This is a genomic window from Burkholderia sp. 9779_493 (assembly GCF_015712215.1).
In the GTDB taxonomy this organism is placed as follows: domain Bacteria; phylum Pseudomonadota; class Gammaproteobacteria; order Burkholderiales; family Burkholderiaceae; genus Burkholderia; species Burkholderia cenocepacia.
Genome location: NZ_JACCQA010000002.1, coordinates 192,929 through 207,840, shown reverse-complemented (window position 1 = coordinate 207,840; position 14,912 = coordinate 192,929). Strand labels below are relative to the sequence as shown.

Annotated in this window: 11 protein-coding genes; 5 read left to right on the top strand and 6 right to left on the bottom strand. The window is 68.1% G+C overall.

Annotated elements, in window-relative coordinates:
- Nucleotides 1-25: 25 nt before the first annotated feature.
- The 4 genes from H0X95_RS02520 to H0X95_RS02505 all read right to left on the bottom strand — a co-directional run bounded on the left by H0X95_RS02520 (nt 26) and on the right by H0X95_RS02505 (nt 5,854).
- Nucleotides 26-1,204, bottom strand: a complete 1,179-nt coding sequence (locus tag H0X95_RS02520) for an acetyl-CoA C-acyltransferase (protein WP_006483911.1) — start codon at nt 1,202-1,204, stop codon at nt 26-28.
- A gap of 50 nt (nt 1,205-1,254) precedes the next feature.
- Entirely contained in the window at nt 1,255-1,887 is a 633-nt protein-coding gene (gene pncA, locus H0X95_RS02515; RefSeq protein ID WP_006483895.1) for a bifunctional nicotinamidase/pyrazinamidase, read from the bottom strand.
- A gap of 44 nt (nt 1,888-1,931) precedes the next feature.
- Nucleotides 1,932-4,016, bottom strand: coding sequence for a 3-hydroxyacyl-CoA dehydrogenase NAD-binding domain-containing protein (locus H0X95_RS02510; protein ID WP_006483901.1), 2,085 nt, complete (start codon nt 4,014-4,016; stop codon nt 1,932-1,934).
- A 194-nt stretch (nt 4,017-4,210) separates the two neighbouring features.
- A complete protein-coding gene (locus H0X95_RS02505; protein ID WP_006496360.1) occupies nt 4,211-5,854 on the bottom strand; it encodes a 3-(methylthio)propionyl-CoA ligase in 1,644 nt (547 codons plus the stop codon).
- 178 nt (nt 5,855-6,032) lie between these two features.
- Here H0X95_RS02505 and H0X95_RS02500 point away from each other — a divergent pair, with 178 nt between their 5' ends.
- The 5 genes from H0X95_RS02500 to H0X95_RS02480 all read left to right on the top strand — a co-directional run bounded on the left by H0X95_RS02500 (nt 6,033) and on the right by H0X95_RS02480 (nt 9,848).
- Nucleotides 6,033-7,601: a protein adenylyltransferase SelO gene (locus H0X95_RS02500; RefSeq protein WP_034201619.1), complete on the top strand. Its 1,569-nt coding sequence runs from the start codon at nt 6,033-6,035 to the stop codon at nt 7,599-7,601.
- A gap of 44 nt (nt 7,602-7,645) precedes the next feature.
- A complete protein-coding gene (msrB, locus tag H0X95_RS02495; RefSeq protein WP_006483891.1) occupies nt 7,646-8,077 on the top strand; it encodes a peptide-methionine (R)-S-oxide reductase MsrB in 432 nt (143 codons plus the stop codon).
- Nucleotides 8,078-8,206: 129 nt separating this feature from the next.
- On the top strand, nt 8,207-8,737 hold the full coding sequence (locus tag H0X95_RS02490) for a septation protein A (RefSeq protein WP_006483893.1): 531 nt from the start codon (nt 8,207-8,209) through the stop codon (nt 8,735-8,737).
- 1 nt (nt 8,738) lies between these two features.
- Nucleotides 8,739-9,047 carry a BolA family protein gene (locus tag H0X95_RS02485; protein WP_006483904.1) on the top strand — a complete coding sequence of 103 codons (309 nt, stop codon included), beginning with the start codon at nt 8,739-8,741 and terminating at the stop codon, nt 9,045-9,047.
- A gap of 18 nt (nt 9,048-9,065) precedes the next feature.
- A complete protein-coding gene (locus tag H0X95_RS02480; RefSeq protein WP_006483903.1) occupies nt 9,066-9,848 on the top strand; it encodes a peptidylprolyl isomerase in 783 nt (260 codons plus the stop codon).
- Nucleotides 9,849-10,021: 173 nt separating this feature from the next.
- On the opposite strand, the gene H0X95_RS02475 is transcribed toward H0X95_RS02480, so the two are convergent.
- Together H0X95_RS02475 and purL are read right to left on the bottom strand one after the other, a co-directional pair.
- On the bottom strand, nt 10,022-10,567 hold the full coding sequence (locus H0X95_RS02475; RefSeq protein ID WP_196445883.1) for a GNAT family N-acetyltransferase: 546 nt from the start codon (nt 10,565-10,567) through the stop codon (nt 10,022-10,024).
- A gap of 5 nt (nt 10,568-10,572) precedes the next feature.
- Nucleotides 10,573-14,637, bottom strand: a complete 4,065-nt coding sequence (gene purL, locus H0X95_RS02470; protein WP_059720658.1) for a phosphoribosylformylglycinamidine synthase — start codon at nt 14,635-14,637, stop codon at nt 10,573-10,575.
- Nucleotides 14,638-14,912 lie beyond the last annotated feature (275 nt).

The following is a 14,912-nucleotide window of genomic DNA, read 5'->3' as shown; positions in this document are numbered from 1 at the left end:
AACCACGGCCGCCGCCGGTCAAAGATCAGAGGATTTCGAACAGGCCGGCCGCGCCCTGCCCGCCGCCGATGCACATCGTGACGACCACGTACTTGACGCCGCGCCGCTTGCCTTCGATCAGCGCATGGCCCGTCAGGCGTGCGCCCGACACGCCGTACGGGTGGCCGACCGCGATCGCGCCGCCGTTCACGTTCAGGCGATCCTCAGGGATCCCGAGCGTGTCGCGGCAATACAGCACCTGCACCGCGAACGCCTCGTTCAGCTCCCACAGGCCGATGTCGTCGACCTTCAGCCCCGCCTGCTTCAGGAGCTTGGGCACCGCGAACACCGGGCCGATGCCCATTTCGTCCGGTTCGCAGCCGGCCACCGCGAAGCCGCGGAACGCACCCAGCGGCTGCAGCCCTTCGCGCTGCGCGGCCTCGGCGCTCATCACGACGCACGCCGACGCGCCGTCCGAGAACTGGCTCGCGTTGCCCGCGGTGATCACGCCGCCCGGCACCGCCGAACGGATCTTCGACACGCCTTCGAGCGTCGTGTCGGGCCGGATGCCTTCGTCGGCCGACACCGTCACTTCCTGCGTAAACAGGCGGCCCGTCGCCTTGTCGGCGATGCCCGCGAGCACGGTGATCGGTACGATCTCGTCGAGGAACAGCCCGGCTTCCTGCGCGGCCGCCGCGCGCAGTTGCGACTGCACGCCGTACGCGTCCTGCCGCTCCTTCGAGATGCCGTAGCGCTTCGCGACGTTCTCGGCGGTCTGCAGCATGTTCCAGTAGATCTCGGGCTTGTGCTGGACGAGCCAGCCTTCCTGGATCATGTGCCGGTTCATCTCGTTCTGCACGCACGAGATCGACTCGACGCCACCGGCCACATAGATCTCGCCTTCGCCCGCGATGATCCGCTGCGCGGCCAGCGCGATGGTCTGCAGCCCTGACGAACAGAAGCGGTTCACCGTCATCCCCGGCACGCTCACCGGCAAGCCGGCGCGCAACGCGATCTGCCGCGCGATGTTCGCGCCCGTCGCGCCTTCGGGGTTCGCGCAGCCCATGATCACGTCCTCGACGCGGGCGGGGTCGAGCTTCGCGCGCTCGAGCGCGGCCGCGACCACGTGGCCGCCGAGCGTCGCGCCGTGCGTCATGTTGAATGCACCGCGCCAGGATTTCGCCAGCGGCGTGCGTGCGGTCGATACGATTACGGCTTCGGTCATGCGAGTCTCCTTCGGTCCTGCTTCATGTCCTGAATCGGATGGGAAATGCGCTACGCCGCCGGGCGCGCGCCCGCGGACGTCGCATGCGCGACACCCGCTGCCTGCATCTGCTGCCATGCGTGCGCGAGCGACCCGTTCAGGTCGATCGCACGGCATGCATCGTTGATCACCGCGGCTTCGAAGCCTGCCGCGCGCGCATCGAGCGCCGACCACGCGACGCAATAGTCGGTCGCGAGCCCGCAGCACCACACGCGCTTCGCGCCGAGTTCGCGCAGATAGCCCGCGAGCCCGGTACGCGTCGTGCGGTCGGCTTCGACGAACGCGGAATAGCTGTCGACCTGCGCGTCGCCGCCCTTGCGGATCACGAGCCGCGCGTGCGGAATGTCGAGGTCGCGATGCAGCGCCGCGCCGTCGGTGTCCTGCACGCAGTGCACGGGCCACAGCACCTGCTCGCCGTACGGCAGCGCGAGCGTCGAGAACGGCTCGCGGCCCGGATGGTTCGCCGCGAACGACACGTGTTCGCGCGGATGCCAGTCCTGCGTGAGCACGACCTGGTCGAAGCGTTGCGCCAGTGCGTTGATCACCGGCACGACCGCATCGCCGTCGGGCACCGCGAGCGCGCCGCCCGGCATGAAGTCGTATTGCACGTCGATCACGAGCAGGACGTCGTCGGTGCGTTTCATTGCGTGTCTCCAGACAGGATCGGTCGCGCCGCGATACGGCGGCGTCAGCCGTTGAACCCGCGGCCGGCCTTTGCCAGTTCCGCGATCGACGGCGCGAGTTGCCATGCGTCGCCGTTCGGCGCGGCCGCATAACGGCGAATCGCGCGCTCGACGTTGTAGAGACCGACCGTATCCGCGTACAGCATCGGGCCGCCGCGCCACAGCGGGAAGCCATAGCCGGTCAGGTAAACCATGTCGATGTCGGACGCCTTCGACGCGATCTTCTCTTCGAGGATCTTCGCGCCTTCGTTGACGAGCGCGAACACGAGCCGCTCGACGATCTCGTCGTCGCCGATCTTGCGCCGCTCGACGCCGCGCTCCTTCGAGTACGCGACGACCATCTCGTCGACGAGCGACGACGGCTTCGCCTTGCGGTCGCCCGGCACGTAGTCGTACCAGCCGGCGCCCGTCTTCTGACCGAAACGGCCCTGTTCGCACAGACGGTCGGCGATCTTCGAATACTGCAGGCCGGGCTGCTCGACGTAGCGCCGCTTGCGGATCGCCCAGCCGATGTCGTTGCCGGCGAGGTCGCTCATCCGGAACGGCCCCATCGCGAAGCCGAATTTCTCGATCGCGCGATCGACCTGCGCGGGCAGCGCGCCTTCCTCGAGCATGAACAGTGCCTGGCGGATGTACTGCTCGATCATCCGGTTGCCGATGAAGCCGTCGCACACGCCCGACACGACCGCCGTCTTGCGGATCTTCTTCGCCACCGCCATCACGGTCGCGAGCACGTCCTTCGCGGTTTGCGCGCCGCGCACGACCTCGAGCAGCTTCATCACGTTCGCCGGGCTGAAGAAGTGCATGCCGACGACGTCCTGCGGACGCTTCGTAAACGCGGCGATCTTGTCGACGTCGAGCGTCGACGTGTTCGACGCGAGGATCGCGCCGGGCTTCGCGACTTCGTCGAGCTTCTTGAACACCTGCTCCTTCACGCCGAGTTCCTCGAACACGGCTTCGACGATCAGGTCGGCGTCCTTCAGGTCGTCGTAGGACAGCGTCGGCGTGATCAGCGCCATGCGCGCATCGAGCTTCTCCTGCGTGAGCTTGCCCTTCTTCACCTGTGCGTCGTAGTTCTTGCGGATCGTCGCGAGGCCGCGCTCCAGCGCGTCCTGCTTCGTCTCGAGCAGCGTGACGGGCAGCCCGGCGTTGATGAAGTTCATCGCGATCCCGCCGCCCATCGTGCCCGCGCCGATCACGCCGACCCGGCGGATCTCGCGCAGCGGCGTGTCGGCCGGCACGTCGGGAATCTTGCTCGCCGCCCGCTCGCCGAAGAATGCGTGGCGCAGCGCGCGGCTTTCCGGCGTCATCATCAGCGCGACGAAACCCTCGCGCTCGGCGACGCTGCCCTTGTCGAAGCCGTTCAGCACGCCGGCCTCGATCGCGTCGATGCACTTGTGCGGCGCGGGGTAGTTCGGCGCGGCGGCCCGCGCGGAATTGCGCGCGAACTGGATGAAGCCGGCCGCGTTGTCGTGGACGATCTTGCGATCGCGCACGCGCGGATGCGGCCCCTTCTGCGCGCCGACCTTGCGGGCGAACGCCACGGCCGCGTCGAGCAGGTCGCCGTCGGCCATTTCGTCGAACAGCCCGCTCTTCGCGAGCTGCTCCGACGGCACCGGCGCACCCGACACGATCATGTTCAGCGCGGTTTCGAGCCCGACCGCGCGCGGCAGGCGTTGCGTGCCGCCCGCGCCCGGCAGCAGCCCGAGCTTCACCTCGGGCAGCGCGACCTGCGCGCCCGGCGCCGCGACGCGGTAATGCGCGCCGAGCGCGAGCTCGAGGCCGCCGCCCATCACGACGCTGTGCAGCGCCGCGACGACCGGCTTCGCGCTCGCCTCCACCGCGCGGATCACGGTGTGCAGCGTCGGCTCCTGCAGCGCCTTCGGCGTATTGAATTCGGTGATGTCGGCACCGCCCGAGAACGCGCGGCCCGCGCCGGTCAGCACGATGGCCGTGACCGACGGGTCCTGCGCGGCGCGATCGAGCGCGTCCATGACGCCCTGGCGGGTCGACAGGCCGAGCCCGTTGACGGGCGGATTGTTGAGCGTGATGACGGCCACGCCGTCGCGAGTCGAGTAATCCACTGCCATCTGCCTGCCTCCATGCATCGCGCGCCGGATTGGCTGCGCTTCATTGTGCGCGGTCGAACAGCCGCATGTCCGGATGAACGGAGGCAGCATACAACGAAAAAGCACGGTCGTTCAATTTGAATTTCGTTCCCGATCCGGGGACGGATCGGGCGACCGATGCGGAGGTTGAAGCGGCGGCGGCCCGGGCCTGGGCCTTACGGCGCGCACACCGCCGTGGGCAACACGTAATCGCGGAACGTCTCGCGCAGCTTCAGCTTCTGCAGCTTGCCGGTCGCGGTGTGCGGCAGCGATTCGACGAACACGACGTCGTCCGGAATCCACCATTTCGCGACCTTGCCCTCGTAGAACGCGAGCAGCGTGTCGCGGGTCAGGTTCGCGCCTTCGCGCGGCACCACGACGAGCAGCGGCCGCTCGGTCCATTTCGGATGCGCGCAGGCGATGCAGGCGGCTTCGGCCACGCCCGGATGCGCGATCGCGACGTTCTCGATGTCGATCGAGCTGATCCACTCGCCGCCCGACTTGATCACGTCCTTGCTGCGGTCGGTGATCTGCAAGAAGCCGTCGGGGTCGATCGTCGCGACGTCACCGGTCGGGAACCAGCCGTCCGCGAGCGGCGACGCGTCGCCGCGAAAGTAGTGGTCGATCACCCACGGCCCGCGCACCTGCAGTTCGCCGAACGCGACGCCGTCCCACGGCAGCTCGCGGCCATCGTCGCCGACGATGCGCATGTCGACGCCGCAGATCACGCGCCCCTGCTTCTCGAGCAGCCGGCGCTGCGCGTCGAGCGGCCGCTGCGACTGCGCCCAGTTGAGCTTCGCGAGCGTGCCGAGCGGCGACAGTTCGGTCATCCCCCACGCATGGATCACGCGCACGCCGTATTCGTCCTCGAACGTGCGCAGCATCGCGGGCGGGCACGCGGAGCCGCCGATCACCGTGCGGTTCAGCGTCGAGAAACGGACACCGGCTTCGCGCATGTAGTTCAGCAGCCCGAGCCACACGGTCGGCACGCCCGCGGAAAACGTCACGCGCTCGGCCTCCATCAGCTCGTACAGCGATTTCCCGTCGAGATCCTTGCCCGGCAGCACCAGCTTGCCGCCCGTCAGCGGCACCGCGTACGGCAGCCCCCATGCGTTGACGTGGAACATCGGCACGACGGGCAGCACGGCGTCCATCGCGGACAGGTTCATCGCGTCGGGCAGCGCGGCGCCGTACGCATGCAGCACGGTCGAACGATTCGAATACAGCACGCCCTTCGGGTTGCCTGTCGTGCCGGACGTGTAGCAGAGCCCCGACGCCTGCTGCTCGTCGAGGCGCGGCCAGTCGTAGTCGCCGTCTTCCGCTTCGACGAGCGTTTCGTAGCAGAGCAGCGGCGTGGCGGCGGACGGCAGGTGCGCGGCGTCCGTCATCGCGATCCAGCCCTTCACGTGCGGGCATTGCGGCGCGATCGCGTCGACCAGCGGCGCGAAATTGATGTCGAACAGCACGTAGCGGTCTTCCGCGTGATTGACGATGTACGCGATCTGTTCGGGAAACAGGCGCGGATTGATCGTGTGGCACACGGCGCCCATCCCGCCGATCCCGTAATACGCTTCCAGATGCCGGTAGCCGTTCCACGCCAGCGTGCCGACGCGGTCGCCGGTTTCGACGCCGAGCCGCGCCAGCGCCTGCGCCAGCTGCTTCGCGCGGCGTTCGCAATCGCGGTACGTGTAGCGATGCAGGTCGCCTTCCACGCGCTTCGACACGATCTCCGTGTCGCCGGCGTGCCGCGCGGCATGCGAAATCAGCGACGACACGAGCAACGGCACATCCATCATCTGGCCCAGCAACGGCTTACCCATCGTCTTGTTCTCCCTGAGGATGCGAATCGGTGACCAGCCTGGGGGCTGTTTCCGTAGCGAAGCAGCCCTGGTGTGCGCCCGTCAGCGACCCCGGACGGGCGTGGCGCACGGCGCGCGGGCCGCCATGCGGGCGGCGCGGCGCCGCCTTACAATATCGGCTTACCCAGAGGCGCTCAACATGTCGTTTTCCCGAAGCGCAGCCGATGCGGCTGACACCCTCCCCGACCTCGCCGCGACGCTCGGCGCGCCCGCCGAGCGCGCGTTCGTCACGCTCGGCGACGCGTTTCATACGCGGCTGCCGGCCGCGCCGCTTGCCGCGCCGTACGTCGTCGGCTTTTCCGACGAAGTCGCGCAGCTGCTCGATCTGCCACCCACGCTCGCCGCGCAGCCCGGCTTCGCCGAGCTGTTCGCCGGCAACCCGACGCGCGACTGGCCCGCGAACGCGATGCCGTATGCGTCGGTCTATTCCGGCCACCAGTTCGGCGTGTGGGCCGGCCAGCTCGGCGACGGCCGCGCGCTGACGATCGGCGAATTGCCCGGCACCGACGGCCGGCGCTACGAACTGCAGCTCAAGGGCGGCGGCCGCACGCCGTATTCGCGAATGGGCGACGGCCGCGCGGTGCTGCGCTCGTCGATCCGAGAATTCCTGTGCTCGGAAGCGATGCATCACCTCGGCATCCCGACCACGCGCGCGCTGACGGTGATCGGCTCCGACCAGCCGGTGGTGCGCGAGGAGATCGAGACGGCGGCCGTCGTCACGCGCGTGTCGGAAAGCTTCGTGCGCTTCGGCCACTTCGAGCACTTCTTCTCGAACGATCGCCCCGACCTGCTGCGCCAGCTTGCCGATCACGTGATCGACCGCTTCCATCCGGCCTGCCGCGACGCGGACGATCCGTACCTCGCGCTGCTCGAGGCCGCGACGCTGCGCACGGCCGACCTCGTCGCGCAATGGCAGGCCGTCGGTTTCTGCCACGGCGTGATGAACACCGACAACATGTCGATCCTCGGCGTGACGATCGACTACGGTCCGTTCGGCTTCGTCGACGCGTTCGATGCGAACCATATCTGCAACCACTCCGATACCGGCGGCCGCTATGCGTACCGGATGCAGCCGCGCATCGCGCACTGGAACTGCTACTGCCTCGCGCAGGCGCTGCTGCCGCTGATCGGGCTGCAGCACGGCATCGCCGACGACGATGCGCGCGCCGAGCGCGCGGTGGACGACGCACAGGCCGTGCTCGCGAAGTTTCCGGAGCGCTTCGGCCCCGCGCTCGAACGCGCAATGCGCGCGAAACTCGGTCTGGAACTCGAACGCGAGGGTGACGCCGAACTCGCGAACAAGCTGCTCGAGACGATGCATGCGAGCCACGCGGATTTCACGCTGACGTTCCGCCGGCTCGCGCAGATCTCGAAGCACGACGCGAGCCGCGACGCGCCCGTGCGCGACCTCTTCATCGACCGTGAAGCGTTCGACGCATGGGCGAACCTCTATCGCGCGCGGCTGTCCGAGGAAACGCGCGACGACGTGGCACGCGCAGTTGCAATGAACCGCGCGAACCCCAAATACGTGCTTCGCAACCATCTGGCCGAAGTCGCGATCCGGCGCGCGAAGGAAAAGGATTTTTCGGAAGTCGAGCGGCTCGCGCAGATCCTGCGCCGCCCGTTCGACGAACAACCGGAGCATGAAGCGTATGCGGCGTTGCCGCCCGACTGGGCCGGCTCGCTCGAAGTGAGCTGCTCGTCCTGAGCCCGCAACCCGCGCATCTCGACCGACCGATCAGGAGAACCCCCATGTCCCACGATTCCGACGACAAGACCTTCCCGTACCAGAAAGACGACGCCGAGCTGCGCCGCCGGCTCACGCCGATGCAGTACGAGGTCACGCAGCACGCGGCGACCGAGCGCGCGTTCACCGGCGAATACACCGACACCGAGGATGCCGGCATCTACAAGTGCGTCGTCTGCAGCACGCCGCTGTTCGAATCCGGCGCCAAGTTCCACTCGGGCTGCGGCTGGCCCAGCTACTTCAAGCCGCTCAACGGCGAGGTGATCGACGAGAAGATCGACTACTCGCACGGAATGGTGCGCGTCGAGGTGCGCTGCAACCACTGCGGCGCGCATCTGGGCCACGTCTTCGAGGACGGCCCGCGCGACAAGACCGGTTTGCGGTACTGCATCAATTCGGCTGCGTTAAACTTCGAGTCCCGACCCGAAAACGAATGAGCGGCGCCGGGCGGATCGCCGCGGCAGCCAGCCCCGGGCTGGCCGCCCCGATCCGCGACGGCGATGCCTGGCGGGTCCCTACAACGGTGACAGGCCGCGCCCGCGGCCCGTCACGCAGCTGCGAGCGCCATGAAATTCCTGTTCGATCTGTTTCCGATCATCCTGTTTTTTGTCGCCTTCAAGGTCTGGGGCATCTTTACCGCCACCGCCGTCGCGATCGTCGCGACGCTGGCCCAGGTCGCATGGGTCGCCTTCCGGCACCGGAAGGTGGACACGATGCTGTGGGTCAGCCTCGGCGTGATCGTCGTGTTCGGTGGCGCCACCCTCGTCCTGCATGACGAGAAATTCATTCAATGGAAACCGACTGTGCTGTACTGGCTGTTTGCGATCGGGTTGCTCGCCGCGCGCTATGCGTTCAGCAAGAACCTGATCGAGAAGATGATGGGCAAGCAGCTCACGCTGCCGTCCCCCGTGTGGGACAAGCTGAACCTCGCGTGGGCGCTGTTCTTCGCGGTGCTCGGCGTCGCGAACCTGTACGTGGTGCACAACTTCACCGAATCGCAATGGGTGAACTTCAAGCTGTTCGGGACGACGGGCGCGATGGTCGTATTCATCATCCTGCAGAGCCTGTGGCTCACGAAGTACCTGAAGGACGAGTGACATGACCGACGCCTTTCTCCACGCCTCCGCCGACGAACGCATCGCGCTGATCGAAGCGCGCCTCACCGCGTCGCTCGCGCCGCTGTCGCTCACCGTGCGCGACGACAGCGCGCAGCACGCAGGCCACGCCGGCGCGGCCGCCGGCGGCCACTTCACGGTCACGATCGTGTCGTCCGCGTTCGCGGGCAAGCCGCGCGTCGCGCGGCACCGGCTGGTGTATGATGCGCTCGCTGATGCGATGCAGCGCGGCATTCACGCGCTCGCGATCGTGGCTTACACGCCCGAAGAATTCAACGAATCTTCAATCTAGTCTCATTAGGAATTCCCGATGATCCTGACATCCCCCCGCCTGTGGGTCGCGGCGGCTGCATTTGCAGCGGCACCGGCATTCGCCCAGAACATCGCCGTCGTCAACGGCACGCCGATTCCGAAGTCGCGCGCCGACGCGATGGTCGCGCAGCTCGTCCAGCAAGGCCAGACCGACGGCCCGCAACTGCAGCAGGCCGTGCGCCAGGAGCTCGTGAACCGCGAAATCCTGATGCAGGAAGCGATTCGCGAAGGCATCCCGAACCGTCCGGACGTAAAGGCGCAAGTCGCCGTCGCGCAGCAGACCGTCGTGCTGCGCTCGATGATCGAGGGCTTCCTGAAGAAGAACCAGCCGACCGACGCCGAAGTGAAGGCGCGCTACGACGAGCTCGTCAAGGGCGTGGGCGGCAACCGCGAGTATCACCTGCACCACATCCTCGTCGACAACGAGCAGCAGGCGAAGGACCTGATCGCGAAGATCAAGGGCGGCGCGAAGTTCGAGGATCTCGCGAAGCAATACTCGAAGGATCCGGGTTCGGGCAAGAACGGCGGCGATCTCGACTGGTCCGATCCGAAGGCGTACGTGCCGGAATTCGCGGCGGCCGCGCAGAAGCTGCAGAAAGGCCAGATGACCGACACGCCGGTGAAGACGCAGTTCGGCTGGCACATCATCCGCGTCGACGACATCCGTGACATCGCCCCGCCGCCGTTCGACCAGGTGAAGGCGCAGATCGCGCAGCAGCTCGTGCAGCAGAAGCTGCAGGCGTTCGAGGAAGGTCTGCGCCAGCAGGCCAAGATCCAGTAACGCCGGCGCACGTCACACGCGCATCGATCAGCCGCTCTTCAGAGCGGCTTTTTCTTTTGGCGCGCACGAACAGGGGTGCCGCGATGCGATGGGGCTTAGCCGACGCACAATAAAAAACCGCTCCGAGGAGCGGTTTTTTATTGTGCCAGGCCGTCACCCGCCCGCAGCGTTCGCTACGCGGGATAAAACACGTCGTGGTAACGCACGTCGCCTGCCGGAAGCGGCGCGGAATCATCGAGCGACAGCGCGAGGAAATACTCGGCCGGCACGCCCGCAAACACGATGTCGCCGTGCGGTTCGAATCCGAAACGCGCGTAACACGCCGGCTCGCCGAGCACCACGCAGCCACGCGCGCCGAGCCGGCGCAATGCGTCGAGCCCCGTGCGCACGAGCCCCGCGCCGATGCTCTGCCGCTGGCAATCGGGCCGCACCGCGAGCGGCGCCAGCCCGTACCACTGCTGACTGCCGGCCGGCTCGCCGCCGATCGCGACCGGCGAGAACGCGACGTGCCCGACGATGCGCCCGTCGCGCTCCGCGACGAGCGATACGCTCAGCGCACCGTCGGCACGCAGCGTGTCGACGATGCGCTGCTCGAACGCGCCGCCCTGCGGCTCGCCCGCGAACGCCGCACGGATCACGCGGCCGATCGCGTCGGCCTCGCTCGCACGCTCGTCACGCAGCGTGACGATCTCGACCGGCGCGTTCGGGTCGAACATCATCCGGATCAGCCGATCCAGCGACGTGCGTTGCGGAACACCCGCATCCACGGGCTCGCGTCACCCCAGCCTTCCGGGTGCCAGCTCATCGTCACCGTACGATGCACGCGCTCCATGTGCGGCATCAGCACCGAGAAGCGGCCATCAGCCGTCGTGACCGACGTGATGCCGGCGGGCGACCCGTTCGGGTTGAACGGATAGCGCTCGGTCGCTTCGCCGCGGTGGTCGACGTAACGCATCGCGACCGCGACGCGGTCGATGTCGCCTTGCTGCGAGAAGTCCGCATAGCCTTCGCCGTGCGCGACCGCGACCGGAATCCGCGAGCCTTCCATTCCCGCGAAGAAGATCGACGGCGATTTCTCCACTTCGACGAACGAGAAACGCGCCTCGAACTGCTCGGACTTGTTGCGCGTGAACTTCGGCCACGCTTGCGCGCCCGGGATCATCGACGCGATGCTCGACAGCATCTGGCAGCCATTGCAGATACCGAGGGCGAACGTATCGGGACGCGCAAAGAAGGCCGAGAACATGTCGGCGAGGTTCGCGTTGAAACGGATCGTCTTCGCCCAGCCTTCGCCCGCGCCCAGCACGTCGCCGTACGAGAAGCCGCCGCACGCGACCGCACCCGCGAAATCGGCCAGCGTCGCGCGGCCCGCGAGCAGGTCGCTCATGTGCACGTCGTGCGCATCGAAGCCGGCGCGGTCGAACGCATACGCCGTTTCCAGATGCGAGTTCACGCCCTGCTCGCGCAGGATCGCGACGCGCGGCCGTGCGCCCGTCGCGATGAACGGCGCGGCGATGTCGTCGGCCGGATCGAACGTGAGCACCGGCGAGAGGCCCGGGTCGGCCGCGTCGAGCAGCGCGTCGTATTCGGCATCCGCGCAGGCGGGGTTGTCACGCAGGCGCGCGATGCGCCAGCTCACTTCGCTCCAGGCGCGATGGAGCTCGGTACGCGGCGCGTCGAAGATCTTCTTCGCATCGCGGTACACCTCGATCACGTCGCGATCGTTGACCGAGCCGATCACGTGCGAGCACGTCGACAGGCCGAATTCGCGCAGCGCGCCGAGCACCGCGTCGCGGTCGGACGCGCGCACCTGCACGACGGCGCCGAGCTCTTCGGAGAACAGCGCGCGCAGCGTGCGGTCGTCGCGACGGCCGCTCGTCTGCTTCGCCCAGTCCTTCGCGTCGCCGTAGTCGGATTCGTGGTTCGGGTCGAGCGTCAGCATGTCGACGTTCAGCGATACGCCCGCGTGGCCCGCGAACGCCATTTCGCACACGGTCGCCCACAGGCCGCCGTCCGAGCGGTCGTGGTACGCGAGCAGCTTGTCCTGCGCATTGAGCGACTGGATCGCGTTGAAGAAGCGCTTCAGGTCTTCCGCGTCGTCGACGTCCGGCGTCGTGTCGCCGACCTGCTGCGTGACCTGCGCGAAGATGCTGCCGCCCATCCGGTTCTTGCCGCGGCCGAGGTCGATCGCGATCAGCACGCTGTCGCCCGCATCCGCCACGCGGCGCAGTTGCGGCGTGAGATGGCGGCGCACGTCCTCGACCGGCGCGAACGCGGAGATGATCAGCGACACCGGCGACACCACTTCCTTCGCGACGCCCTGCTCGTCCCACTTCGTCTTCATCGACAGCGAATCCTTGCCGACCGGGATGCCGATCCCGAGCGCCGGGCACAGCTCCATGCCGATCGCCTTGACCGTGTCGAACAGCGCGGCGTCTTCGCCGGCCGTGCCGCACGCGGCCATCCAGTTCGCGGACAGCTTCAGCTTGTCGAGCGACGCGATCGGCGCGCTCGCGATGTTCGTGATCGCTTCGCCGACGGCCATGCGGCCCGATGCCGGTGCATCGATCACGGCGAGCGGCGTGCGCTCGGCCATCGTCATCGCCTCGCCCTTGAAGCCCGCGTAGTCGAGCGCGGTGATCGCGCAGTCGGCCACCGGCACCTGCCACGGGCCGACCATCTGGTCGCGCACCGACGTACCGCCGACCGAACGGTCGCCGATCGTGATCAGGAACGACTTGCTGCCGACCGTCGGGTGCTTCAGCACGTCGAGCGCGACCGCCGACAGCGCGATGCCGGTCACGTCGACCGGCGCACGCTCGGTGTTCACGCGCGTGACGTCGCGGTGCATGCGCGGCGGCTTGCCGAGCAGCACTTCCATCGGCATGTCGACCGGGTATTCGTCGGCGCCCGTCGCTTCGTCGTCGACGAGCTTCAGCTGGCGTTCGTCGGTCGCGACACCGACCACCGCGAACGGGCAGCGCTCGCGCGCGCAGATCGCCTCGAAGCGCGGCAGGTCGGCCGGCGCGATCGCCAGCACGTAGCGCTCCTGCGCCTCGTTCGACCAGATTTCGCGCGGCGACAGGCCCGATTCCTCGAGCACGACCTTGCGCAGTTCGAAGCGCGCGCCCTTGCCCGCGCCGTCGACGATTTCGGGGAATGCGTTCGACAGGCCGCCCGCGCCGACGTCGTGGATGCTCAGGATCGGGTTTTCCGCGCCGAGCTGCCAGCAGCCGTTGATCACTTCCTGCGCGCGCCGCTCGATTTCCGGGTTGCCGCGCTGCACCGAGTCGAAGTCGAGTTCGGCCGTGTTCGCGCCGGTCGCCATCGAGCTCGCGGCGCCGCCGCCCATGCCGATCCGCATGCCGGGGCCGCCGATCTGGATCAGCAGCGAGCCCGCCGGCACGTCGTGCTTGTGCGTGTGCTGATCCGCGATGTTGCCGAGGCCGCCCGCGATCATGATCGGCTTGTGATAGCCGTGCACCGTGCCGCCGACGTTCTGCTCGTAGACGCGGAAGTAACCGCCGAGGTTCGGGCGGCCGAATTCGTTGTTGAAGGCGGCGCCGCCGAGCGGGCCGTCGATCATGATCTGCAGCGGCGACGCGATGCGGTCCGGGCGGCCGTACGGGCCGTGCTGCTCGTTCGGGTTGCGCTCGGCCACCGGCTGCGCGGCGTCGCGCGCGTTTTCCCACGGCTGGCGGGCGTCCGGCAGGTCGAGGTTCGACACGGTGAAGCCCGTGAGGCCGGCCTTCGGGCGCGCACCGCGGCCCGTCGCGCCTTCGTCGCGAATCTCGCCGCCCGCGCCGGTCGCCGCCCCCGGGAACGGCGAGATCGCCGTCGGGTGGTTGTGCGTCTCGACCTTCATCAGCGTGTGCGTGAGTTCGGTGTGGCGGCCGTAGCGCTCGCCCGGCTCGCCGGGCGCACCGGCCTTGCGCGGGAACCAGCGCTCGGCCTCGGCGCCGACCATGATCGACGAGTTGTCCGAATACGCGACGATCGTGCCCTGCGGGCTCAGCTTCTCGGTGTTGCGGATCATCGCGAACAGCGACATGTCCTGCGCTTCGCCGTCGATCGTCCACTGCGCGTTGAAGATCTTGTGGCGGCAGTGCTCGCTGTTCGCCTGCGCGAACATCATCAGTTCGACGTCGGTCGGGTTGCGTTCGAGCTTGCGGAACGCGTCGACCAGATAGTCGATCTCGTCGTCGGCGAGCGCGAGGCCCAGCTCGACGTTCGCGCGCTCCAGCGCGCCGCGGCCGACGCCCAGCACGTCGACGGTCGACAGCGGCTTGGCCGGCAGTTCGTCGAACAGGTGCTTCGCGTCGTCGCGCGCCGCGACCACGCTTTCGGTCATCCGGTCATGCAGCGCGGCCGCGACGGCCGCGCGCGCGTCGTCCGACAGCGCCTTCTTGCCGCCGAGCAGGCCCGACTTCAGCGTGACCGTGAATTCGACGCCGCGCTCGATGCGGCGCACCTGCGTGAGGCCGCAGTGCTGCGCGATGTCGGTCGCCTTGCTCGCCCACGGCGAGACCGTGCCGAAGCGCGGCAGCACGACGAAGGTCTCGGTCGTGCCCTTCTCGCCCGCCGGCTGGAACGGCTCGCCGTAGTGCATCAGCGCATCGATGCGCGCGCTGTCGTCGGCCGACAGCGGCTCGGCCGCATTGACGAAGTGCAGGAACTGGCCGCGCACCGCGACGATGTTGGCGTCGATTTGCCTGAGCGTATCGAGCAGACGGGTTTGACGGAAATCGGAGAGGGCCGAAGCGCCGGGAAAACACGAGAAGTGAGCCATGGGCTGGACTGACGTCGATGAGTCGCGCGAGGTGGCGACGTGGGGCGAAAGGAAGGCCGTAATTATACCCGGAAGTCGGCCGCCCAAGACCGGCCGATCGGTAGTCCGCATGCACCGCGACGGTGCCGGGACGCGTGGCGCGCACGGCCGCCCGCCGGGCCGGCCTGCGCGGGCCCAGGATGCCCGCCGCCGTGGCCCGACCGCACCACCCATGCTCGGCCGGCGCCGGCTCGCGCACTTTTGGCGCTATCATTCCGGGTTCACCGGGCCCGGCC

Bases quoted from the DNA above. Each gene is read 5' to 3' on its own strand.
- H0X95_RS02520 (WP_006483911.1), bottom strand. From the start codon at position 1,204: ATGACCGAAGCCGTAATCGTATCGACCGCACGCACGCCGCTGGCGAAA.
- pncA (WP_006483895.1), bottom strand. From the start codon at position 1,887: ATGAAACGCACCGACGACGTCCTGCTCGTGATCGACGTGCAATACGAC.
- H0X95_RS02510 (WP_006483901.1), bottom strand. From the start codon at position 4,016: ATGGCAGTGGATTACTCGACTCGCGACGGCGTGGCCGTCATCACGCTC.
- H0X95_RS02505 (WP_006496360.1), bottom strand. From the start codon at position 5,854: ATGGGTAAGCCGTTGCTGGGCCAGATGATGGATGTGCCGTTGCTCGTG.
- H0X95_RS02500 (WP_034201619.1), top strand. From the start codon at position 6,033: ATGTCGTTTTCCCGAAGCGCAGCCGATGCGGCTGACACCCTCCCCGAC.
- msrB (WP_006483891.1), top strand. From the start codon at position 7,646: ATGTCCCACGATTCCGACGACAAGACCTTCCCGTACCAGAAAGACGAC.
- H0X95_RS02490 (WP_006483893.1), top strand. From the start codon at position 8,207: ATGAAATTCCTGTTCGATCTGTTTCCGATCATCCTGTTTTTTGTCGCC.
- H0X95_RS02485 (WP_006483904.1), top strand. From the start codon at position 8,739: ATGACCGACGCCTTTCTCCACGCCTCCGCCGACGAACGCATCGCGCTG.
- H0X95_RS02480 (WP_006483903.1), top strand. From the start codon at position 9,066: ATGATCCTGACATCCCCCCGCCTGTGGGTCGCGGCGGCTGCATTTGCA.
- H0X95_RS02475 (WP_196445883.1), bottom strand. From the start codon at position 10,567: ATGATGTTCGACCCGAACGCGCCGGTCGAGATCGTCACGCTGCGTGAC.
- purL (WP_059720658.1), bottom strand. From the start codon at position 14,637: ATGGCTCACTTCTCGTGTTTTCCCGGCGCTTCGGCCCTCTCCGATTTC.